Source organism: Streptomyces sp. SLBN-118 (assembly GCF_006715635.1).
Lineage (GTDB): Bacteria > Actinomycetota > Actinomycetes > Streptomycetales > Streptomycetaceae > Streptomyces.
This window is the reverse complement of sequence record NZ_VFNP01000002.1, coordinates 711699-734053: the sequence shown is the minus strand read 5'-3', so window position 1 is coordinate 734053 and position 22355 is coordinate 711699. Positions and strand designations below refer to the sequence as shown.

The window sequence follows — 22355 nt, the reverse complement described above, 5'->3', positions numbered from 1 at the left end:
ATCCTCCTTATCGGTGCACCTTGACTATGGCAGCTGCCGGGATGGGGTCCAGCACCAACACTTCTTGAGTGCGTATCACGTCCTGAAGTGCCTGCTTCTGCCTGGGTGTACTCGGTTCGGACAGGCCATACGCCTTGTGATTGCTCGCACGGGTCAAGTCGAAGATTTGACTGGGCGAGACTTCAAGGAGATCGATTTCTGCCCGCCCGTGTTCTCCGCCCAGGTTTTCGCCCTTAGCATTTGTGAGATCCTGGGCTGCGTTCTTTGTGGTGGAAATGAATGGCGAGCGCCGCTTTGCTCCCTTCTTCTTCCCACCCTTAGGTCCTTGGACGTGTTCGGCGATTTGCTCCGGTCCGGAGGGGGCGCTTGGATCGGATGCCCGGATGCCTCGGCTCTTCTCCTTCGGATTGTCATCCTTGTTGAGGTTCCGCTCCACGAAGCGCGGAACGTAGCCGCCCCCTTGGGCCTTCACGTACCGATTGCCGTAGTCGTCCATGAATTCTTCCTGATCGCCGCGCTCACCTACCTTGTGATATTGCTTGAACTGGCGGAATTCTGCGAGCGCGATACGTGGGATGTCTTGCTTGCTGCGTGTGGGACGCTCGAAGAACAGGGCTACGCGGTCTGGGAAGAGCCTGGCTGGGGTCCTTCTCAGGATGGGTTCGCTCGGCTCCCACTCGAGCTTCCCCTTGTCGGTCTTGTTTGCTCCCGAATTACCCTTGCTGCTATTTTTGTTCTGTGCGACACGGGAAGAGCTATTGCTGCTGTTTCGTTCCGTGATCCGCTTGCCGAGGATGTCTTCTGCGATGTCGTCGCATACGTCCATCACATGCCCGAGAGTCGATGGCTCCTTCGCCCTGAAGGCCGCTGTGATCCTCCTCTTGATTTCATTTGTCACTTCGTCCTCGGGGCCCAGTTCGAATAGGTCAAATTCGCCCTCTGTTACCTCGGCCTGCGGGTTCAGGGAGGCGATGACATCGAAGTTGTCGTTCCCTGCGGCGGTAAGTCCCGACAAGCGGTGCCAAGTCTTGAGGGCGCGGAGTGCGGCGTTGAGTACCCTTTCCGGTATGCCCTTGCTGAGCATGGCGTTGATTTGGGGCCGTATGCGGGCCACGATCTTCTGAAGGCGGGCGTACTTGAGGTCCTTTGAATTCTCCTTCTTCTTCCGGTTGTCGAGCCGTTGCTTCTTCTGGTCAATGCGCTGCTTCTTGTCGTCGCGCATGCGGTCGCGCTTCTTCTTGAAGAAGTCGCGCATCTTCTTGCCGCTGTTCTTGAGCGACTTACCCACTTTGCTCTTGCTGAGCTTCTTGCCGAGGGTCTTACCGGCGTTGCGGATCTTCTTGAGGGCGGACTTGACCTTGCCCTTGATCTTCTGCAGAGCTTTGCCCAGCGGCGACTTCGGCTTGCGCGGCTTCTGACGCTTGGGGGCCTCGGTTTCTTTCCTCTTTTTGGGCGCGGTGTCAGGAGACTTGTCCTTCCTGACGTCGGGCCTCTGGTCCGACGCCTTGCTCGGCGTCGCGTCCGGCTTCTGTTGGTCGCGTTTCGCCTCCGCCTCCTCCCGCCGGTGCTCCCGCTCCTTGTCCGGGGTCTTGCTCGTCGGTCGGTCGTGCGCAGTGTCCTTCGGGGTACCGCGTCCCGGACCGCGGTCCGTCGGCGTCGAGCGGTTCTTCGGGACCCGCGGTCCCTTCGGTTTGCTCGGGCCCGCCGGCTTCTTCAAGGACTCCACCGCGTTGCGCACCGCGCCCCGCGCCTTGTTCACCGCGTTGCCCGCCGCCTCCTTCGCGCCCTTGCCCGTCTTCTTCAGGCCCTTCATGATCTTCTCGGCCATCGCCTTGAGACGCTTGCCGACGCCCTTCGTCGCCGAGGACAGGCGGATCATCAGGAAGTTGGCGATGAAGTCGAGCAGGGCGACGATCCCTGCTGCGACCGCCTCCGCGAACAGGCACGCCGCTGGACCCGCCTTGACGGCCTTCAAGTACGCCCAGAACTTGCTGAAGGCGCTCAGGATCGAGCTGATGCTCTGCCAGGCCGCCATCAGGCCCTGGACGATCGTGAGGATCGCGCCCGCCGCGGGGACGATCATCGAGACGACCTTCTCGATCACGAGCGAAGCGATCATCATCGGCAGCGATGCGATGATCGCGTCCCACGCCATCTTCCCGATCTGCTTGATCGAGACGCAGCCCTTCACCAGGACGTTGATCACGGCCTTGCCCAGGCCGAGGATGCCTTCGACCTTGGTGTCGAACCACCGCTTGACGCCTGTCTTGATGGCGCCCCAGAGGTGATCGGTGATGCCCGCCTTCGCTGAGCTGCCCGCCTTGCTGATCCAGCCGCCCGGGTCCGGGGCGATGTCCGCCACCAGCGCCGCGAACTTGCCGAGCGCCTCGATCGCTGCCTGGGCGAACTTGATCGCGCCGAGGATGACCGCCTGGTAGATCTTGATGACGGCCTTGATGCCTGCCTCAAGTACGTCGAGAAGCGCGTTCAGGCCCGCCGCCAGCGCGTCGAGCAGCGCGTTGACCGCCTTCTTCAGGCCGTCCGCCAGCGCGTTGACCGCCGCGATCGCCTTGTCGCGCAGGCCCTCGATCGCCTTGCGGAACTTGTCCCGTAGCTCCGGGAAGGCCGCGAGCAGCACGTCCCCGATGGCGATCAGCGCGTCCGCCAGGACATTGATCGCCTTGATGGCGAGGTCACGTACGAAGTCGATGGCCTTGTTGGCCCATTCCTTGAACGTGTCGATGATGCCGTTGACGAGCTTGCGCGCCGCGTCGAAGACTTTGGTGACCGCGTCGAGAATGGCGTTGAAGGCGCTCTTGACCTTGTCGGCGACCCAGCCGAAGAAGCCTCCGGAAGGCTTCTCCTCCTCCTTTTTCTTCTCGGCCTCCTTCTCCGCCTTCTCGCGCTCCGTGTCGATCTGCGCGTTGTCCTTGTCCTTGCGGTCGCTGACCTCCTTGTCCTTGTCGTCGCGGGCCTTGACGATTTCCTTGTTCTTCTCGGTGTGTTCCTTCTCGGACTTCTTGTCCGCGTCCTCGATCTTCCGGTCCTGCTCGGTGCGCCAGCTCTCGCGCTCGCGCTGGGCATCGTCTGCCGCACGGCCGCGCTCGGCCGTCTGCTTCTCCGCGTTCTGGGCGACCTCGCGGTCGATCTCGGTCTGCTTCTCCTGCTTGGCCTGCTGTTCGCCCTGCTGCTGTTCCTTCTCCTTGGCGACCAGGTCGCCCTGGGCCTGGCCCGCGGCCCCCTGGATCTCGCTGCCGCGCTCCTGCTTGGCGACCGCTCCGACGCCGGGCTTGGGCGCGGACCCGGCCTTCAGGCCGCCTCCGCCGCCCCGTCGCCGACCGCCCGTGGCCTGGCCGACCAACTGCTCCTGGGGCGCGTCGGGGAAGATCTGGTCCTCACCCATCGGCTTGGCCGCGTCCTCGCGGCCGGTGCTCTGGATGTCGGACTGCTTCTCCTTGAGCGCCTTGGCCTGGTCGTCCGTGCGCTTGGGGTCGCTCTCGCCCTCAAGCCTGATCTTGGGGGCGGGGCCAACCGTCTTGTTCTGCAGTTCCGGGTCGACGGTCGGGACCGCGTCGGCCGCGGCATCGACGTTCTTCGCCTCTTCGGCGGTCAGCTTGTCCGCCACGGGGGCCGGCGGCGGTGGCGTGTTGTCGGTGGGCTTCGCGCCCTCCGCCTTCTCGCTGCCCTTGGCCTTCTGCTTCTCGACCCGGTCCTCGGGCCCGAGCTTCTCGACCTTGCCGGTCACCTGGGCGGCGGGTGGGGCCGCCTCGGGCGGGCCGGACTGGGTGCGCGGGGCACCCGAAGGTCGCTCCCGCTTCGGCGGGTTGACGTCGAGCCGCTGCTGCTCTTCGCCGATCTTCTTGTCCGCGGCGGCGTCCACTCCGGGCATGGCGGCCGCGGCCTGGTCCGGCGCGAGCTTGCTGACCGTACCGATGGCGGCCTTCGGGTCCTGGCCCGAGACGTCCGGCGGCTCCTCCTGCTTCTCCTCGGGAGCGGCCCCACCGCCGCCACCACCGCAACTGCCGCCGCCCTCTTCCTTCTCCGCCGCGGGCTCCGGCGGGGCGCAGCCGCCGCCGTCCTTCTCCAGCGACGCCTCGGGCTGGGCCTTGGTGCCCTCCGGCGCGGGAGCACCGAACTTCCCGGGGCTTTCCGCCTGTTCGGCCGCCGGACTGACAGCGGCCTGCGCCGCCGACGGTGCCCCGCCGGGTCCGGTGGCCGCGCTCGGGCCCGCCGTGCTGCTTCCGCCGACCACACCGCTCGGCGCCGCTCCCGGTCCGCTTTCCTTCGATACCGCGCTCTTGGGGGCCGACGCCTCGTGGTCGCCCTTGGCCGAGTCCGCGACCCTGCGAGCGGCAGGGGACGGCCTGCGGTCCTCGGGGGACGTCCGCTCGGTGTGCGCACCTGCGGGCGGGGTCGCGGCGGCCGCCGTACTGGCAGCACTGCTCACGTCCGGCTCGGCGGAGGATGCGCCGGTCCCCCCTCGACGGGCCGTGGCGGACTGCTGCTCCTGTTCCTTGCGCTCCTCGCGCTGGTCCTCGGCGCTCTTGGCGTCGGGCTGTTCCTCGCCGTCGCGTTCGCCGTCGCCGCCCTCCGCCTGCTGCTCGTTCTGCTGCTGTTCCGGGTCCTGCTTCTCCGCCTCGGGTTCGGGTTCCTGCCTGCCCTCGGTCTCCGGATCGGGTCCGACCTCCTGGTCCACCGGCTTCTCCGGCTGGAGGTCCTTCTCGCTCCGGTCCCCGGCCTCGGCCGCGGGTCCGCCCTCCGGCTGCGGAGCCTCGCCCTCGACGGGACCCATCTCGGCACCCGGCGGCTTGGCTTCCGTCTCCGGGGCGTCCTCGTCCTCTTCCTCCTCCGCGTCGTTCTCCCGCTGCTGCTGGACCTGTTCGGCCTTCGTCGGCGGGGGAGTGGGAAAGGTGGGGATCGTGGCCGTGGGGTTGTCGGCGGTGGGAACCGACGAGACATCGAGATCGGTGTCCGGCAGATAGTCCTCCGGCTTGAGCTCGGGCTCGGCCGCGCCGCCGCCCTTGGCCCGGCCGCCCTCGTCGCCGCCGATCTCCCCGTCCGCGCCCGCCTCAAGACCGAGCGGCTTCTCCTCCTCGCGCGGCTCGCCTTCGTCCTCGTCCTTCTCGTGCAGGCCGTGCTCGGACAGCGCGCTGTCCCGTTGCTCCGCCCGCTCGTCCACCTTCTCCGGGCGTACGGGACCGGGCTGCCCCTTCGCCTTCGGGTCGAGGTTCTCCTGCTTCGAGCCGTCCGCGGGCTTCTTCGCGTCGTCCTTGCGCTTGCGCTTGTCGGCGCCCGGCGCGTTCGCCTGCTCCGGGTCCTGCTCCTCCCGGTCCCGCTGTTCCTTGCGCTTCTCCTTGGCCTGTTCGGCGCCGACCGCCTGGCCCTGGGCGCGCTCGTCCGCGGCCTCGTCGACCCGCTGACGGTCCTGGCCCTGCTTCTCCTCTTCCTGCTGCTGTTCTTGCGCCGCCTGCTGCCGGGACTGGGCGCGCTCGTCCTCCTGCTCCGTGCGCCGGGCGGCCTCGTCCTTCTCGGTCGCGGCGTCCGACTGCGCCCTGCTCCGGTCGCTGCCGCGCTTCTCGTCACGCGCCCTGGCGTCCTTCTGCTCCTCGCGGGAGTCCTCGGCCTGCTTGTCCTTCGCGCCCCGGCCGCCTTCTTCCTGGCGCTTCCACTGGGTGCGCTCAACACCCAGGAGCTCGAAGAGGTCGGTCTCCGGCTGGGGCACCTCGGCGGGCTGGAGGTCGACGGGCCCGGTCTCGGACTCCTCGGCGAGGCCGAGGAGCCGGTCGTACTCGTTGGAGAGCAGCCGCACTTCCAGCCGGTCCAGCACCGAGTCCTGCAACTGCGGTGACATGCGGGCGAGTTGGAGGCGTACGCGTCCCGAGAGATCCGCCGGGTCGCCGCGCAGGGAGCGCAGCACGCCGTTCGCGAGACGGTCCACCAGCGTGGCGGGATCCAGCTGTTCCATCCGGGACCGGTCGGCGTCGACCGTGGCGTACCGCAGCCAGCCGGGCGTCGACTGCTCCGGCTCCACCTCGGGGGCCTGCTCCTCGCCCCGTACGACAGTCTGGGCCGCCGACTCGGCCTCGCGCTCCATCGACTGGTGCGGCAGACTCACCGCACCCAGGTCGCGGCCCGCGCGCAGCGCCCCCAGACCGTCCGGGTTCTGCACCGTGTGCAGCAGCTCATGGGCGAGCAGCCGCTGCCCTTCCGCCGTGCCTGGGCGGTAGGTGCCTTCCCGGAAGAAGATGTCCTGGCCGACCGCGACGGCATCCGCGCCCAGCAGTTCGGTGAGCGTGCCCGCGTCCCGGTCGGTGTGCAGGCGCACCCGGCTGAAGTCGTGGCCGAGCTGCTCCTCCAGCTCCCGCCGTACGCTCAGGTCGAGCGGCTGCCCGGCGCCGCTGACGATGTTCTTCGGCTCCGGAGTACGGGACTTGGCGCGCTCCTTGCGCTTGCGCCGCCGTTCGGCCTGGGCCGACTGCGTGTCCTGGGCGTGTGACGTACTCATCGCGGCTCACCCCGCCCCGAGAGTCCCGCATGCACGGCACGCGCCAGCGCCTCGCCCAGCCGCGCCGGCGAAGTGGTCGCGGGCAGTGGCGGCAGCCCGGACAGGGCGTCGAGGGCCCGGCCCCCGTCGGCGGCCAGCGGCACGCCCCGCTCCCGTACGAGCCGGGCCAGCTCCGCCTGGAAGGCGGACGACACCCGGTCGGGGTCCAGCCGCTCGAATCCGTCGAGCACCAGCTCGCCGATGTCCACGCGGATCGCGCGCTCCGCACGGCGCGGCGCCTCGTTCAGACCCATCCGTGGACCTCCGAGGGTGTCAAGGAGCGGTCCAGCTTGAGGTATTCGGTACGCGCCGCCTCCAGCATGTGACGCATCTGGAGCCGGTCACCCTCCTCCGCCGCGAGGAAAGCGCCCGACAGCGCGATATTGCGGATCGAGCCGCCCGCAACGGTCAGCCGGGCGAGCTGCCCGGGATCGATGCCCTTCATCGGGGCCCGCGCCGGCAGAACCCGCCGCCAGATCTCTGCGCGCTCGCTCTCACCGGGGAAGGGGAAGTCGACGACGAAGCGGATTCGGCGCATGAACGCCGTGTCCAGGGCCTGCTTCATGTTCGTGGTCAGGATCGCGAGTCCCCGGTACGCCTCCATCCGCATCAGCAGATAGCTGACTTCGAGGTTGGCGTACCGGTCATGGCTGTCCTTGACCTCGCTGCGCTTGCCGAAGAGGGCGTCGGCCTCGTCGAACAGCAGCAGCGCGCCACCGCGTTCGGCCGCGTCGAAGACTCTGCGGAGGTTCTTCTCCGTCTCGCCGATGTATTTGCTGACGACCTGCGAGAGGTCGATGATGAACAGGTCCAGGCCCAGCTCCTTGGCCATGACCTCGGCGGCCAGGGTCTTTCCGGTGCCCGAACCGCCCGCGAAGAGCGCGGTGACGCCCAGTCCGCGGCGCAGCGTCTCGGCGAAACCCCACTCCTGGTACACGGTCGAGCGCTGACGCACATGCGCGACGATCTCGCGCAGAATCCGCAACTGCCGCTCGGCCAGCACCAGATCGCCCCATGCGGCCTGCGGCTCGATCCGCCGGCCCAGCTCGTCCATGCCCATCCGGGCCTCGGTGAGCCCGGCCCGCCAGGCCAGAGCCGTGGCGTCCAGCTCGTCGGCGCCGGGCAGATCCCGTACGACGGCCGCGCCGGCGGACCGGATCAGGTGCGGCGGCAGCGAGAACTGCTCGACGAGGTCCCGCAGATCCTCCTCGCTCACCTCCGGCACATCGGCGAACGCGTCGGCCCACACGCCCAGTTGCTCCTCGGTGTCCAGCGGGGGCACGGTCACGCGCTCACCACGCGGCCTCGCGGTCTGCCGGGGATCGGGGCTGGAGACGACGAGCGGAACAGCCGCGCTCTCGATGAACGCGTCCGTCGCCGCGGCCTGGTCGCGGTCGAGCTCACCGACCTCGACGAGCAGGGCGGCGGGCAGCATGATCGCCTCGCGCTGCCACAGCCGCGCGAGCCGGTCGCGCTCGGCCGGATCGGTGGGTATGTCGTCGGCGGCCATGCCGTACAGCCCGAGCCCCGAACGGCGGGCCGCCGCCGCGGCGATGTCGGCACGGGTCCGCAGATCGCCGCCGACCAGTTCGACCCGCAGCGGCGCATGCGGTCCCGCTCCCGCCCAGCCCGCGGCGACCTGACTCGCCGCCAGATCGTACGAGGCGGGCAGGGAATCCGGTACGGGCGCACGCCGCAGCAGTCCGTGCAGCCGGGAGTCCAGATAGGGCGAGCCGACGAGGAAGTGCAGGATGCGCTCGTCGAGCCGCAGCCGGGAGGTGGTCAGCCGGGTCTCGTCGTCCAGCTCGACGAGCCGCCAGCGGCGCAGCGGGGCGACGGGGGTGAGGGCGCTCCAGTGGGCGCCGTCGAGCGCTGCGAGGGCGAGCGAAAAGGTGGGGTGGGGGCGCTCGGGGTCCGAACTGGCGGCGGCACACCTGCCACCGGTCGTGGGGTCGAGCTCCGCGGCGGCGGCAAGCAGCACGACATCGCGCTCGAAGGGGCTGAGCCCGAAACAGGCGACGAGCGAGTCGAGCGTGGCGGGCCCGGCCACGCGGGGGGCGGCCGGTTCGCCTCCGGCTGCGGCGGTGGGACTGGTGCCTCCGGCTGCGAGTTCGCTCCGCGGCACACGAGCTGCGGCGCCCGGGTCGCTGCCCCGCCGTCCGGGCTCATCCGCCGCGGGTGCGCGGTGGTCACCGGTGCCCGGAACGTCGGCGCCTGCGGGGCCGTTGGCTGCGGCGGCCTGTCCGCCGCCGGTCCGTCCCGTTGCCCGGGCGGCATGGGCGTCGATACGGGTGAGCACGGACCGTACCGCCGCGAACAGCGCACGGCCGTCCGCCGTGGTGGACCCAGCCGTCCCGTCGATCGTGCCCATGTCCTCACCCGCCCCCGTGTCGCGCACCGTGCCTCAGCTCTCCCTGCCGTCCGTGCCCGCTTCATTGCCTTTACGGGCACGAGCGGGCGCGGTCCGTTTCGCGACGGGCCTCGCGGCAGCCTTCGTCGTCTTCGCCGCGGTCCGCTTCCTCACCGGCACCGCCGCCTTGGGATCCGTGTCAGGACCCGGCGCATGCTCCGGATGCGGGTCCGGCGACGGCTCGGGAACGCCCACCTCGCCCGCCGCCTCCGGCAGCCCCGGCGGCACCGGCGCGCCCGGCGCCCCGAAGGGCAGCACCTTGACCGTCCGCCGCTCAACCGGCTTCGCCGGGACCGGCCTCTCGCGGCCCTCGATCAGGACCAGAGAAGCCTGGTAGGCCACCGACAGCGTGTACGGGGTCTGGTGGAGCATCCCCCACAGCTTCGACGTCTCGTCGATGTCCATCACCGTGGGCGTGAACCGCACCCTCTGCGGCGACTCGGCCAGATCGCTGCCCGCCAGATACGGCCGATCCGCCGCCAAGTCGATCAACTCCTGCGGCAGCACCGGGATTTCATGCAGCGTCCGCACCACGCAGCCGATCAGCCGCTGCCCGACCAGCTCCGCCTCCTCCCCGTACGCACTGATCAGAAAGTGCAGATCCAGCGCGGCGGCGGGCCGCTTGAGAAGCGTGCCGTCCGAGGCGCGCGTCGGCAGGTCGGTGTGGCGCATCGAGGCGTTCGGTGTGACCTGGTACAGGAAGACGTTGATGGTCGGCTCGGTCGGCGGCTCGGCCGGCGGTTTACGGGTCTCGACCTTGACCGCGATGTCCATCTCGGGGCTCAGATTGCTCTCGATCAGCAGGGCCAGTGCCTGGGTGACCGTCGCGATGGCGAGTGCGTTGCTCATGACCTCAGTCCCTCTTCTCGCCGCGTGACAGATAGTCGTCCAGCGTCAGCGCGGGCGCGCGCCGTCCGGTGTGCTCGGGGCGGCCGCCGGAGGGGCGGCTCGCGCCGGGCGGCGGGGACGCGCTCACCTCCAGCCGGCCGATCTGTACGTGGACGACGCGTTCGGCGGGCCGCGGCGCGCGCCGCCCCACTCCGGCGAGCGCCGCACCACGGGCCGTGGCCGTATCGGCGCCGCGCGGACGGGCCGGTGCACCGTCGGCCCGGGGGGCTGCTTCCGTGGCCCGCGGCACGGAAGCGGTCGGTGTCCGTGGCGTGTCGGCCACGGGTGAAGCCGCCCCGCGCCGTCCCGCACGCGGAACATCCGCGGTGGCCGGGCGCGGCGCCACAGGCGCGGGCGCGGCAGGCCGCAGCAGCGGCCCCGGCGCCTGCACGGCCTGCTCGGCCCGCCGCTCGCTCTCGCCCGGCACGGCCGCGGTCTCGGTCCGTACGACGGTCTCGCGATCCGTCCGAATCTCGCGCTCGTGCCGTACCAACTCAGCCGGTCCGAAGGCAGGATGGGGCGCCGACGGGATCAGCGCCGCCGGCTGGCCGGGGTCCGGTGGCCCGCTCCGCAGCGCCTCGACCCGTTCGAACGGGCCGGGCAGCCGCGGCCGGACCCGTGGCGCCCCACCGCCGGCGGGCACCGGTGTGTACCGGGCGAGCAGCCGGTCGAAGTAGTCAGGCATCTGCGCACAGCTCCAGGTAGTAACGACGCCGCAGCGGGCTGAGCGCCAGAATCTCCGGCTCGCTCCAGCCGTAGGCGGTGGCGAGCAAATGGACGTCGAGCATCAAGTCCCGTGCCCAGGTGTCCAGTTCGGTCCACAGATAGGAGGTGATGTCCAGCTCGGCAGGTGTGGCCTCACCGCACTCGGGGCAGGCGACGTTCAGCGTCACGTCGGCCTGCGGGTCGGCTTGCTCGGCCAGCTCCGCCAGGCGTCGCTGCACCCGCTCGGGCAGCAGTGCGGCCAGCCGGTCGGGCGCAACCGCATCCCCGCCCCGTACGGCGGAAACCGTGCAGCGTGCCATGAGCAGCCGACGGGCACCGTCCTGATCCGGCGCTGTGCCGGCCGCCGCGAGGTCGGCGACGGTGGGCAGCCGGAACTCGATCGCCCACTCGCCGTCCTCCACCCGCAGCGGCCCGTCCGGTGTCCTGGTCCGGGCGCCGAACAGGGTCGCGTCGAGGTCGAACTCCATGGCCTCGCCGCAGGCCGCACACTCGACCCGCACCTGCATGCGCTCCCCGAACAACGCCCGGCGCAGCGCGAACAGATCCGCCTCCCGCTCGCCGACCGGCATCGACAGCAACACTTCGGTGCCGGTCCCCGGGCGGGCCGCCCGGTGCAGCAGCAGTGACCTTCCCGAGTCGTGCTGCGCGAGCCCGGCCTCCCAGGTGGCGAGCAGCTCGGCCGGCCCCGTCGGCGTCATCCCTCAGTCCTCCGGTGCACAGACGTCGTTCAGGCGGGATGGGTGAACGAAGGCTCGACCGGCTCCTCCACCTCGTAGTCCCGCTCCCAGCCCTCACACTCGAGCTTGACGCTCTGGATGGCGACGGCGTTGGCGTTGGCGTCCAGCTCGCCGAGCACCTGGTACTCACTGACCCAGGCCCGATAGAGCTTGTGCGAGACGGCCACCTGCCCGGCCTCGTTGAGGACCTGGATGATGATGTCCTTGCGGAAGTCGCGCAGCGAGACCTCGGAGCCGAGCCCGGCGCCGACCTGCCAGACCTTGTTGGCCCAGCGGTCGAACTCCGGGTCGTGGGTGACCCCCCGCTCGAGCGTGACGCCCTCGAACTCGGAGCGGCCGGGCGACTTGCGCGGCGAGCTCGGGTCACCGCCGTGGCGGTGCTTGACCACCTCGGTGGTGCGCTTGAGGGGACTGATCTTGCTGATGCCCGCGACCGTTCGACCGTCCCAAAGGACCAGGAACTTGAAATTCTTGTAGGGGTCGAAGCGATGGGCGTTGATCTGGAACTCAGCCATCGGTTTCCTTCGTGTTCCGTTTCCTTGGGTTACGAGAGGTCGAACTGCCCGGCCATCTGCTGGATCTTGACGATCACGAACTCCGCGGGCTTGACCGGCGCGATGCCGATCACGACATTGACCACTCCGGCGTCGATGTCGGCGTCGGTGGTGGTGTCCTTGTCGCACTTGACGAAGTACGCCTCGCGCGGCGTGCCGCCCTTGAACGCCCCCTGCCGGAAGAGGTCGTTGAGATACGCGGAGGCCTTGAGCCGGATCTGCTGCCACAGCTGCTCGTTGTTCGGCTCGAAGACCACCCACTGCAGACCGCGGTGGAGGCTCTCCTCGACATGCAGCGCGAGCCGGCGCACCGGCACGTACTTCCACTCGCTGTCGAGCGCGTCGGCGCCCTCCAGCGTGCGCGCGCCCCACACCAGCGGGCCCACCACGGGGAAGGTGCGCAGGCAGTTGATGCCCAGCGGATTGAGCAGCCCGTTCTCCCGGTCGGTGAGCTTGACCGACAGGGACCGCACACCGGCGAGCCGCGCCTCGGTCCCGGCCGGTGCCTTCCACACCCCGCGCTCGCCGTCGGTCCTGGCGATGACACCGGCGATGGCACCCGAGGGCGGGAAGGACCGCAGCCGCCCGGTCAGCGGGTCGTTGAGCTGCAGATGCGGGAAGTACAGCCCGGCGTGGTTGCTGCGTACGGGGTCGAACGCGCTGATTCCGGCCCGTGCGCCGTCCACGCTGCCCCAGGTGGACGGCGAGTCGACGAGCAGGAAGATCCGCCGCTCCCGGCACAGCTGCTCGGCCGCGGAGAGCACGGTGACCATGTCGTCGGTGGACTCGTACGCCGAAAGCTCCGGCAGAGCCAGGAGGTTGACGTCGTCCACGTCGCGCAGCGCCTGTACGCCGGTCTTGCGGGCTTCGCTGCCGATGAGGTCGCGGGGCCCGGGCGCGTCTCCGTCCTTGCCGCCATCGAGCGGGAAGACCGGTGGGTTGACCGAGGCTTCGAGACCGAGGTCGTTGGCGCACTCGCCGACGAAGCGCACCACATCGTCCGGGTCGACGGACCCGGCGACGACCTGGAGACGCCGGCCGAAGGCGGTGACCTCGGCTCCGGCGAAGGTGTGCCGGCCGGGGGCGTCGGGCAGGGCGCGCAGCTTGCGCTCGAGGAGCAGGGCGAGCTCGGTGACACCGGCCGGGGGCTCGCCGTCGTGGTCGGGCTCGTAGAGCGTGAACTCGCGCTCCACATCGCCGATCTTGACCTTCAACTCGACGTTCAGGTCGGGCAGTTCGGCCGCGAACGGCTTGGAGACCGTGCCGGAGGGGTCGGGCCGGTCCTCATCCAGTGCCTTCACCCGGACCAGCGAGGACCCGGCGCCCACGACCGTCTCCACGAAGCGGCCGTGACCGGCCTGCATCGACAGTCCGGTGAAGGACTCGCGGGCACCGCCACGCGCGTCGAGGATGTGCAGATTGAAGGTCTTGTCCGGGGTCGGGGTGTCGTGGTCGACGGCAACCCGCAGGCCCGAGCCCCAGACGCCGGGCTCCTTGGCGTGCACCTCGAGCACGGGGCACTCACTGTGCCCCTCGGTGGAGTTGAGCGTGACGCAGGCTTCCTCGCCGGTGCCGGCCTTGGCCACGCGGACGATCACCGCGACCGTGCCGCCGTTCCCGAAGAACTGGTGCACGGCGTAGCTGACAGCGCTCTGCGAGGTGAGGCCACCGAAGCGGCGCTCGAAGTCGGCGAAGCTGGTGATCCGCACGGGTTGATTGAGCGGACCCCGGCGGGTGTGCCCCACGAACGCGGTCACCGAGGTGGTGACGGAGGCGATGGTACGGATGCTGCTGGGAAGTTCTTCGATGTATACGCCGGGATAGCCCATGTGCGTCGGCATTCCCCCTCCATTCCCTTCGCGCGCAACAGGAGATGAGGAGGGGAGGTGAAGGTGCCGCACATATACGTCGAGCATACATGCGCGTTTTTCACTGCATTCCCCCGTCACACACCCCGTGCGATATCGGTCTCGCAGGGCCGTCGGCATGTGCCTGTGCTTGTGGCTCCTGATGCATGAGTGCCTCTGGAAAGTCTCGTTTGCGCGTTGAGGGCGGGTCAAGAGACCGATTCAGTCATGCGGCGATCACGGGCGGCGGCTCCGGTGGGGGTGATTTGACGTGGTCGCAGCGATATCGACAGCCGAATATGAAGAGGAATTCACGAGCACTTCACAGGAAAACTCGATCCAGGGTGGGAATCAAGCCGAATGCAACTGGCTCCGGCGCGCCGCCTTGTGTCCCTTTAGTGGCCAAATAAGGCCTATTGAATCGGGTACTTGGACGCGTGGCTGACGGGCACGTCGGGGTTGCGGAACCAGGAGCCCTGCACCGCCCGCTGAATGAGCATCAGGATGGCGCCCATCACCAGGGCGCCGATGCCGATGACGGAGACCCCGCCGGTGTCGCCGATCCACGGCAGGTCGATGACGGTGGTGCCGTACTCGGGGTCGGCGTAGACGCTGAAGGCCGCGTAGCAGAAGAAGTAGAGCAGCATCACGGCGCCGAGGCCGGGGAGCACGCCCTTGAGCCAGAAGTCGGCCGCGCTGCGGGTGAGGACCTTGCGGAAGTACCAGACGCAGGCGAAGCCGGTCAGTCCGTAGTAGAACGCGATGCCCAGGCCGACCGAGGCGATCGAGTCCTCCAGGACATTGCCGCTGATGGCCGTCAGCCCGGCGTAGAAGGCGATCGATGCCAGCCCCATGGCGACCGTCGACCAGGTCGGGGTCAGGAAGCGCGGGTGGACCCGCGCGAAGACCTCGGGGAGGGCCTTGTGCGTCGCCATCGAGAAGCTGGTGCGGGCGGTGGGGAGAATCGTCGTTTGCGTGGAGGCGGCGGCCGATGTGAGCACCATGAGGACCAGCAGCTTCGACAGGAACCCGCCGAATCCCTCCGTGCCGAACACTTCGTCACCGAAACTGCCCAGGACGTCGCCCGAGTTGTCGGGGTTGGCCAGGCCGATGCCCTTCTCGCCGATACCGGCGAAGGCCTGCGCCGACGTGGTGACAAGGAGGTAGATGAGCAGCAGCAGCACGGTGGAGATGACGGCGGCCCGGCCAGGGGTGCGCTCGCGGTCGGTGGTCTCCTCGTTGACGGAGACGGCGGTGTCCCAGCCCCAGTAGATGAAGACTGCCAGCAAAACACCCTGGGTCAGGGCGCTGGCCGAATCGATCTCGAAGGGGTTGAACCACGAGGCGGCCACATGCAGCGACTCCGGGTGCGGGTTGTCGCCGTACACCTTCACCAGGGCCGTGATGGAGAGGATGGCGAGGAGGACGAGCTCGATGCTGAGAAGCCACTTCTGCAGGAACGCGGAGATCTCGATGCCGATGTAGCAGATGAACGTCATCACGGCGATCCAGGTCACGCCCGCGAGCATCGTCCACCAGCGGCTCTCGGCCGCGCCGTCGGCTCCGACCAGCTGGAATCCGTACTGGCCCGCGATCTGTGCCAGGTTCGCCATCACGATGATGTCGGCGATGATGATGCCCCAGCCGCCCAGCCAGGCCGTGTGCGGCCCGAAGGCCCGCGCCGACCAGGTGAACGTGGTCCCGCAGTCGGCGTCCACGTGGTTCATCGCCTTGTAGGCGTACGCGATGAAGAGCATCGGGACGAATCCCAGGATCACCACGACCGGGGACTGGAGCCCGACGGCCAGGACGATGAATCCCAGCGTGGCGGCCAGACTGTACGCGGGGGCTGTCGAGGCGAGGCCGATGGCCACGGAGGACACGAGGCTCAGGGCGCCGCGCTTGAGTCCCTTCTCGCCCACCGCGGATGTGTGCGTGGGCGGGGAGCCGGAAGGCTCGCCGGTAGGTCTTTCCATGGGGCGGCCTTTCGCCGTCAGCCACGTGGGCTCGCAGAGGCACCGCTACGTTCCGGAATACACCCTTGGGCGGCTGATCGAAAGTCGGGAACCTTTCCCGGTGCCCGGGCGGCCTTATCGGTGGGGGCGGTGCCAACATGCCCGGCGGGAGCCCGAGACTGCAGGCCGGACAGGACCTAACACCCCGGAGCTCTGGCCGGTTTCCTGAGCGGTTCGAACCAGTCGCCGTCGTCCGGCGCGGGCTCTGCCCCCGGCTCCGGCGACGCCCAGGGCGCCGGGAGGGAGAGCGGGCGGGTACGGGCTTCGGGATCGATCCAGGTGACGGGGCGGGGATCGAGGAACTGTTCCGAGTGGGAGACGTATCCGCGCTGCTGCACGGAGGTGGGCAGCGGATCGCGAATGAGCGATTCTGCAGGTAAGCCGCACTCGTACAGCAACTCGGCCGTCTCCTGGACGAACATCACCGGTCCGCACAGATAGACGGTCTCGCCCCGCAGCTCCCGGCGCGCGCTCAGATTGCTGTGCAGCCGTTCCGCTGCCCGCGTCATGTCCTCGCCGCGCTCCTGGTACCACCAGTAGGCGCTGAGACAGGGGTGGGCGCGCAGCAGGTCGACCAGTGCGCCGCCGTCGTAGAAGTCGGCTTCGCCGCGCGCCACGACGTCGACACGGACACGGGGCGCCGGTTTGCGGGCAAGTAACTCCTCCAGGACCGACTTGACCGGGGCCCAGCCCGTACCTGCGGCGATCAGGGTGACGGCCGGGGTGCCGGGCGGCGGGGCCAGCGCGGATCCCGAGGCGCCGCCCAGCCGGAGTATCTGGCCCGGCTCGGTGCGGTCGCACAGCACATTGCTCATCAGGCCTACGTCGACCCGGCCGACATGGAATTCGAGCACACGGTCGCGGTCGGGGTGGCCCGCCAGGGAATAGGGCCGCCACACGCCCGGCAGATCGGGGTGTTCGATGGTGGCGTACTGGCCGGGGAGCCACGGGTAGCGGGCCGACGGAGCGGCACGGATGACAGCCGTGTGCCCGCCGTGAAGCCGGTGCGAGACGACCGTGGCCTCCCACGAGGCGGGCTCGCCCGCGGCGAGAGACAGACGGGCGCCGCCGGTCATGGCCTCGGCGGCACTCCTGTAGACCCGATTCCAGGCCGCTTCGGTCCGGCCGTCCCAGAAAAACGTGCTGTGGTACCGGACGGCGGCGACCAGGCTCTCGCCCACTGCCGCGTAGTCGTCGTCGACTATCCCGAACTTGCGGTGATCCCGGCCGAGCCGTTCGAGATGGGCGGGGAGACCAGGGTGGTCGAGATGGTCCACGACATGCACCAGGGCCGTGAAAAGACGCTCGTACTGATCGTCCATCACGGCCGGAAACAGCGGGCGCAGCTCCGGATGGCGGTTGAAGAGGTGCGCGTAGAAGTAGCGGACCACGTGGGAGGCCCGTCGTCTGACTCTCTCCAGGCTGGCTCTGACCACATCGATGTCGTCGTTCATGGGTATCCCCCGCCGCCCTTGTGAAGCACCGGCCGACTGCGCGGGGTCAGGGGGCGGCTTCGTTGCGCGCCGTCTGAACGCGCGTCAAAAAGTGCTGAGCCAGCGCACCGTATCAACTCATGGGCGGCGTAGAGCCGTTGAGTCGTAAATTATGTCTCGACCGAAACATTCCTCTTCCGGCCGGGGCCGGCCAGAGAATCTAGATGCCCTGCCAGTCGGGCTTGGCGGCATACGTGGCGCGGAAGTAGTCGGCGAGCTTGAGGCTGGAGGCCGCGGCCTCGTCCACGACGACCGTGGCGTGCGGGTGGAGCTGCAGCGCCGATGCCGGTACCAGAGCGGAGAGCGGGCCCTCGACGGCGAGCGCCACGGCGTCGGCCTTGGACTCGCCGGTGGCCAGCAGGACCGCATGGCGGGCTTCCAGGATGGTGCCGATGCCCTGGGTGATCACATGGTGGGGGACCTCGTCGAGGCCGTTGAAGAACCGCGCGTTGTCCTGCCGGGTCTGCTGGGTCAGCGTCTTGATCCGGGTGCGGGAGGCGAGCGAGGAGCAGGGCTCGTTGAAGCCGATGTGGCCGTCGGTGCCTATCCCCAGCAGCTGGAGGTCGACGCCGCCGGCTCCGGCGAGCGCACGGTCATAGGCGAGGCAGGCGGCCGCGACGTCCTCGGCGGTGCCGTCGGGGCCCATGAAGGAGGCATCGGTCAGGCCGAGGGGTTCGACGACCTCGCGCAGCACGACCGAACGGTAGGACTCGGGGTGCCCGGACGGCAGTCCCACGTACTCGTCGAGCTGGCAGATCCTGGCCCGGGAGGCGTCCACCTCCCCGCCGTGCACCTTGGCCGCGAGGGCTTGGTAGACGGGCAGCGGAGTTGATCCCGTGGCAACGCCCAGAAGAGCGTCGGGCTTGCGTCGCAGCAGGTCGGCCATGGCGTCGGCAATGAGCTCGCCGCCGGCGGCGGAGTCCGGAACGATGACAACTTCCACGAAGATCCCTGTCCCTGAAGCGCGAGTGGTGTAGACCAATGTACCTGGTGGGTGGGCTTCTGTCGCGCCTGGCAGGCGTACCCGGGGTGAAACCTGACGGAAATCCCCGCTGCGACGGCGCGCCAACGGCGCCGCGGGCTCGGCGCGCGGGTGAGGGGAGAGTGACCTGTGGATGGCGGGCGGGCGCAGCTCGGCCGAGCGACGCGGCTCAGAACAGGGGCAGCTGGCCCGGGAAATCCGGCACGACGGCGCCGTCGAGATCCGGCTGCAGCGCCGGATCGAGCGGCGCCTGACGCCGGGACCCGGGACAGGAGACGAGCTCGGCCGCAGTCCGCGCGCCCGCGGGGTCATGGCGGGCGAACCGCCCGGCTACGACGGCGATTTCACGGCGGCACACGGGGCAGCGGCGACGGGGAGCGGACATGGCCGCAGTCTGGCAGCCCGGACTGACAGGGCAGCGGTGGCGCGGTCGCACGCCCGCGCCAGGGCGGCCCCCCCCGCAGGGCCTCAGCGCACCTCGGTCAGCCGGGCGAACGCCACGATGTTCCCGTCGTAACCGGTCTTCTTCGCATACCCGCCGCCGCAGGTGAGGACCCGCAGCTCCGGCCGAGGCGCGTCCCGGTAGATCTGGGCGGCGGGGAAGTTCTTCTTGGCGAACACCTGGACGGCGTAGACGGCGAACACCGCAATGCGTCCGTCGCCGCGCAGGATCTCGATACGGCTGCCCCGCTGGAGCGAGCCGAGCGAGTAGAAGACGGCCGGGCCCGCCGGGTTGTCGACATGGCCGACGACGACGGACGTGCCCCGTTCGCCGGGGCTGACCCCGCCCCGGTACCAGCCGGCGAGATTGCCGTTGTGCAGCGGTGGCGCATCGACCCAGCCGTCGGCGTCGAGGCCGACCGCGGTCAGCGGGGCGTCGACCCGGAGCGACGGAACGACGATCCGCCGCGGCAGGGAGTGGGGGAGTGGACCGGGCGCGGCCGGCAGAGGTTCGGCCGCGCTCTTGTGTGCGGCTGCGGCGGCGCGGGGCTGGGGTGGGCCGCCGGTCGCCTCACCTGCTCCGTTGCGTACGAGAAAGAGCCCGAGCAGCAGGACGCAGGCGAGCGTGAACCAGGTGCCGCGTCTGCTGGATGTGGGCATGGGCGTCCCCTTGTGTCAGCTGCCGTTCTCGTTGGGGCGGCGCAGCATCAGGACACCTCCACCGGCGAGCGCGCCCGCGATGAGAGCGGATCCGACGCCGATCTGTGTGGGGCTCAGGTCGGCGAAGCTGCCGCCGGTGCCTCCCTTCACGCCGCCGATGGGCTTGGCGGGCTTGACGGGCTTGACCGGTTTGGTGGGCTCGACGGGCCATGCGGGCTCGACGGGCTCCATGGGCTTGGAGGGCTCGGCCTTCCCTGTCATGTCGGTCCCGTCCGTCGGGTCCGTCATCTCGGCCTGCCCAGTCTTCCCGGTCTGCCCGCCGTACAGGTCCGACCCGTCGGCGACGCTCGTGCTCGCCTCGCCCAGGCAGTCCGCGTTGCCGGGCTCGGCCTCGCACTCGGTGCCGCTGAGGGGTGCGGGGTCGCCCGGCGACTGAGTCGTGGGCGTGATGGTGGAGCCGAACGAGGTGATGCTGCCCCCGTCGTCGGCGAGGGCGGCCGGGGTGCCGAGAGCCAGCGCGGCGGTGCCGATCAGCACGAGGGAGGGGACATGTATCGCACGCATGGTCAGTTCTCCAAGTTCCCGAGGAGCAATGGCGGAAGTTCGGCGAAATGGGATAAATGCCCCTCGTAGGGACTGACGCTAGGTGGGCCGACGGGGGTGGCGCATGCGGCGCGGGGTGCGCGGGGGCTGTGTGTCGCCCCGTCGGGCGTCGCGGCTGTCACGGTCGTGCCAGGTCACGCGGTATGCCAGGGTGCCCCGGCCGAACCGGTGCCTGCGCAGCGACGACCGGGGCCACCGGGGTGACGGCGTCACCCTTTTGGAAGGTGTTCCCCGGTGCCGTCAGCCTTCCGGGCGCAGGACACCGCACTCGTACGCCTTCGCGAGCCGCTGTGGCAATGGGCGCACGGACCTGTCGATCGTGACGAGGGCCGGCTGTCTGCGCCCGGGCTTTGGGCTCACACCTTCCGGTAGCCGTACGCCTCCGAGGCCGCGGCCACGACGGCATCGAGATCCCCGCCCGTCGACGCGGTCACCAGCGCCGCCACCGCGCCCTCCACGAACGGCGCGTCCACCAGCCGTGTCCCGTTGGGGAGTTCATCGCCCTCGGCCAGCAGTGCCTTCACCGTCAGTACGGCACTGCCCAGATCGACGAGTACGGCCACCCCCGCGCCACCGTCCACCGAAGCCGCGGCCGCCGAGATCAGCTCCGAGCTGGTGCCGAGTCCGCCGTCGGGGGTTCCGCCCGCCGGGGCCACGGGCGCGGTCGGGCCGCCGCCCGCGAGCCCCTTGGCCAGTTCGGCGACGGCCGCCGCCACCTCATTGCTGTGCGAGACCAGGACGATCCCGACCCGTTTGCCCTGGCTCATCCCGCCACCTCCGCGAGCGCCGCGATCAGCAGGGCCGAGGAGGTCGCGCCCGGGTCCTGGTGCCCGATGCTGCGCTCGCCCAGATAGCTGGCCCTGCCCTTGCGTGCCTGCAGCGGTACGGTCGCGAGCGCGCCCGCCTCGGCCGCCTCGCGTGCTGCTGCGAACGACTCGGTGCTGTCGCCGAGGGCTGCGACAGCGGGCTCCAGTGCGTCCAGCATCGTCTTGTCCCCGGCCTTGGCCCCGCCGAGCTGCGCGACCGCCGCCACTCCCGTGCGCAGGGCGTCGGCGAGCTGACAGGGCGTCACCTCGGCATCGTCGCCGAGCGCCTTGCCCGTACGCCGCAGCAGTGTGCCGTACAACGGGCCCGATGCTCCGCCCACCGTGGAGATCAACTGCCGCCCCGCCAGGGTCAGTGCGGCTCCCGGCGTCTGCGGCGACTCCTTGTCCAGGGCCGCCGTCACCGCGGTGAATCCGCGCTGCATGTTGGTGCCGTGGTCGGCGTCGCCGATCGCCGAGTCCAGCTCGGTCAGCCGGTCCGCCTCACGGTCCACACGGGCCGCGGCTGCCGTCAGCCAGCGACGGAAGAATTCGGCGTCGAGCACATGAACTCCCTGGGGTGAGTCGAACGGGGGCTGGTGGTTCAGCGGCCCCAGCGCAGGGCCGGCGTCTCAACCGGCGCGTCCCACAACCGCAGCAGCTCCTCGTCGACCTGACAGAGCGTCACCGAACAACCCGCCATGTCGAGTGACGTCACATAGTTCCCGACGAGGGTACGGACGACGGGCACCCGGCGCTCGCTCAGCACCCGCTGCACCTCGGCGTTGAAGCCGTACAGCTCCAGCAGCGGAGTGGCGCCCATGCCATTGACGAGCACGATCACCGGAGAGGTGGGAGGCAGATCCTCGAGCACCGCGTTGACGGCGAAGTCCGCGATCTCGCGCGAGGTCATCATCGGGCGCCGCTCGCGGCCCGGCTCGCCGTGAATGCCGATGCCCAACTCCAGCTCGCCCGGCGGGAGATCGAAGGTCGGGCTGCCTTTCGCGGGCGTCGTACTGGCGCTGAGCGCGACGCCGAAGCTTCGGGAGTTCTCGTTGACCTGCCGGGCGATCGACTCGACGCGCTCCAGCGGCGCGCCCTCCTCGGCGGCCGCACCGGCGATCTTCTCGACGAACAGAGTGGCGCCGGTACCGCGCCGGCCGGCCGTGTAGAGGCTGTCGGTCACCGCTACATCGTCGTTCACCAGCACCTTGGCCAGGCGTACCCCCTCGTCCTCTGCGAGCTCGGCGGCCATGTCGAAGTTGAGGACGTCGCCCGTGTAGTTCTTGACGACGAACAGCACACCCTCGCCGCTGTCGACGGCGGCGGCCGCCCGCACCATCTGATCGGGCACCGGACTCGTGAAGACCTCTCCCGGGCACGCCGCCGCGAGCATTCCGGGCCCGACGAAGCCGCCGTGCAGCGGCTCGTGCCCCGAACCGCCCCCGGAGACCAGCCCGACCTTTCCTGCGACGGGAGCGTCACGCCGCACGATCACCCGGTTCTCCACATCGACGGACAACTCGGGATGTGCGGCCGCCATACCGCGGAGGGCGTCGGCGACGACGGTCTCCGGCACATTGATGAGCATCCTCACGGGTACCTCCTGGTGAGTGGAGCGGCTGCCTGCCGGCCCAGCCCAGTATCGGCGC

Annotated in this window: 17 protein-coding genes; all 17 read right to left on the bottom strand. The window is 69.8% G+C overall.

Annotated elements, in window-relative coordinates; all coding sequences use genetic code 11:
• Positions 1–7: 7 nt before the first annotated feature.
• On the bottom strand, positions 8–6505 hold the full coding sequence (locus FBY35_RS21840; protein ID WP_142215689.1) for a DUF4157 domain-containing protein: 6498 nt from the start codon (positions 6503–6505) through the stop codon (positions 8–10).
• The gene (locus tag FBY35_RS21835) at positions 6502–6798 is read right to left on the bottom strand and encodes a hypothetical protein (RefSeq protein WP_142215688.1); all 297 of its coding nucleotides are present in this window, start codon (positions 6796–6798) and stop codon (positions 6502–6504) included. Before FBY35_RS21835 ends, FBY35_RS21840 begins: the two co-directional genes overlap by 4 nt.
• Positions 6789–8942 carry an ATP-binding protein gene (locus FBY35_RS21830; RefSeq protein ID WP_399208619.1) on the bottom strand — a complete coding sequence of 718 codons (2154 nt, stop codon included), beginning with the start codon at positions 8940–8942 and terminating at the stop codon, positions 6789–6791. The genes FBY35_RS21835 and FBY35_RS21830 overlap by 10 nt, the downstream gene beginning before the upstream one ends.
• Before the next feature lie 6 nt (positions 8943–8948).
• The gene (locus FBY35_RS21825) at positions 8949–9803 is read right to left on the bottom strand and encodes a DUF4255 domain-containing protein (RefSeq protein ID WP_142215687.1); all 855 of its coding nucleotides are present in this window, start codon (positions 9801–9803) and stop codon (positions 8949–8951) included.
• A 4-nt stretch (positions 9804–9807) separates the two neighbouring features.
• A complete protein-coding gene (locus FBY35_RS21820) occupies positions 9808–10527 on the bottom strand; it encodes a hypothetical protein (RefSeq protein ID WP_142215686.1) in 720 nt (239 codons plus the stop codon).
• A complete protein-coding gene (locus tag FBY35_RS21815) occupies positions 10520–11266 on the bottom strand; it encodes a hypothetical protein (protein WP_142215685.1) in 747 nt (248 codons plus the stop codon). Before FBY35_RS21815 ends, FBY35_RS21820 begins: the two co-directional genes overlap by 8 nt.
• A gap of 29 nt (positions 11267–11295) precedes the next feature.
• A complete protein-coding gene (locus FBY35_RS21810) occupies positions 11296–11820 on the bottom strand; it encodes a phage tail protein (protein ID WP_030352235.1) in 525 nt (174 codons plus the stop codon).
• A 29-nt stretch (positions 11821–11849) separates the two neighbouring features.
• Entirely contained in the window at positions 11850–13700 is a 1851-nt protein-coding gene (locus tag FBY35_RS21805) for a phage tail sheath C-terminal domain-containing protein (protein ID WP_142215684.1), read from the bottom strand.
• A 419-nt stretch (positions 13701–14119) separates the two neighbouring features.
• Positions 14120–15682 (bottom strand): APC family permease, encoded by a 1563-nt coding sequence (locus FBY35_RS21800; RefSeq protein ID WP_142215683.1) that lies wholly within the window; start codon positions 15680–15682, stop codon positions 14120–14122.
• A 176-nt stretch (positions 15683–15858) separates the two neighbouring features.
• Complete coding sequence (locus FBY35_RS21795) at positions 15859–17175, bottom strand: globin domain-containing protein (protein WP_142215682.1); 1317 nt, start codon at positions 17173–17175, stop codon at positions 15859–15861.
• 199 nt (positions 17176–17374) lie between these two features.
• Entirely contained in the window at positions 17375–18157 is a 783-nt protein-coding gene (gene nagB, locus FBY35_RS21790; protein WP_142215681.1) for a glucosamine-6-phosphate deaminase, read from the bottom strand.
• 208 nt (positions 18158–18365) lie between these two features.
• Positions 18366–18581: a hypothetical protein gene (locus FBY35_RS21785; protein ID WP_142215680.1), complete on the bottom strand. Its 216-nt coding sequence runs from the start codon at positions 18579–18581 to the stop codon at positions 18366–18368.
• Positions 18582–18664: 83 nt separating this feature from the next.
• Entirely contained in the window at positions 18665–19297 is a 633-nt protein-coding gene (locus tag FBY35_RS21780) for a class F sortase (protein ID WP_142215679.1), read from the bottom strand.
• Positions 19298–19312: 15 nt separating this feature from the next.
• Positions 19313–19861, bottom strand: coding sequence for a hypothetical protein (locus FBY35_RS36495; protein ID WP_186357031.1), 549 nt, complete (start codon positions 19859–19861; stop codon positions 19313–19315).
• 395 nt (positions 19862–20256) lie between these two features.
• Positions 20257–20667 carry a PTS-dependent dihydroxyacetone kinase phosphotransferase subunit DhaM gene (locus FBY35_RS21765; RefSeq protein ID WP_142215678.1) on the bottom strand — a complete coding sequence of 137 codons (411 nt, stop codon included), beginning with the start codon at positions 20665–20667 and terminating at the stop codon, positions 20257–20259.
• The gene (gene dhaL / locus FBY35_RS21760) at positions 20664–21269 is read right to left on the bottom strand and encodes a dihydroxyacetone kinase subunit DhaL (RefSeq protein WP_142215677.1); all 606 of its coding nucleotides are present in this window, start codon (positions 21267–21269) and stop codon (positions 20664–20666) included. The genes FBY35_RS21765 and dhaL overlap by 4 nt, the downstream gene beginning before the upstream one ends.
• Before the next feature lie 38 nt (positions 21270–21307).
• The gene (dhaK, locus tag FBY35_RS21755; protein WP_142215676.1) at positions 21308–22300 is read right to left on the bottom strand and encodes a dihydroxyacetone kinase subunit DhaK; all 993 of its coding nucleotides are present in this window, start codon (positions 22298–22300) and stop codon (positions 21308–21310) included.
• Positions 22301–22355: the final 55 nt, after the last annotated feature.

Coding starts and splice junctions, on each gene's coding strand:
- FBY35_RS21810 (WP_030352235.1), bottom strand. CDS start 11,820: ATGGCTGAGTTCCAGATCAACGCCCATCGCTTCGACCCCTACAAGAAT.
- FBY35_RS21840 (WP_142215689.1), bottom strand. CDS start 6,505: ATGAGTACGTCACACGCCCAGGACACGCAGTCGGCCCAGGCCGAACGG.
- FBY35_RS21765 (WP_142215678.1), bottom strand. CDS start 20,667: ATGAGCCAGGGCAAACGGGTCGGGATCGTCCTGGTCTCGCACAGCAAT.
- FBY35_RS21820 (WP_142215686.1), bottom strand. CDS start 10,527: ATGCCTGACTACTTCGACCGGCTGCTCGCCCGGTACACACCGGTGCCC.
- FBY35_RS21825 (WP_142215687.1), bottom strand. CDS start 9,803: ATGAGCAACGCACTCGCCATCGCGACGGTCACCCAGGCACTGGCCCTG.
- FBY35_RS21795 (WP_142215682.1), bottom strand. CDS start 17,175: ATGAACGACGACATCGATGTGGTCAGAGCCAGCCTGGAGAGAGTCAGA.
- FBY35_RS21785 (WP_142215680.1), bottom strand. CDS start 18,581: ATGTCCGCTCCCCGTCGCCGCTGCCCCGTGTGCCGCCGTGAAATCGCC.
- FBY35_RS21800 (WP_142215683.1), bottom strand. CDS start 15,682: ATGGAAAGACCTACCGGCGAGCCTTCCGGCTCCCCGCCCACGCACACA.
- FBY35_RS21815 (WP_142215685.1), bottom strand. CDS start 11,266: ATGACGCCGACGGGGCCGGCCGAGCTGCTCGCCACCTGGGAGGCCGGG.
- FBY35_RS21805 (WP_142215684.1), bottom strand. CDS start 13,700: ATGCCGACGCACATGGGCTATCCCGGCGTATACATCGAAGAACTTCCC.
- FBY35_RS36495 (WP_186357031.1), bottom strand. CDS start 19,861: ATGCGTGCGATACATGTCCCCTCCCTCGTGCTGATCGGCACCGCCGCG.
- FBY35_RS21835 (WP_142215688.1), bottom strand. CDS start 6,798: ATGGGTCTGAACGAGGCGCCGCGCCGTGCGGAGCGCGCGATCCGCGTG.
- FBY35_RS21780 (WP_142215679.1), bottom strand. CDS start 19,297: ATGCCCACATCCAGCAGACGCGGCACCTGGTTCACGCTCGCCTGCGTC.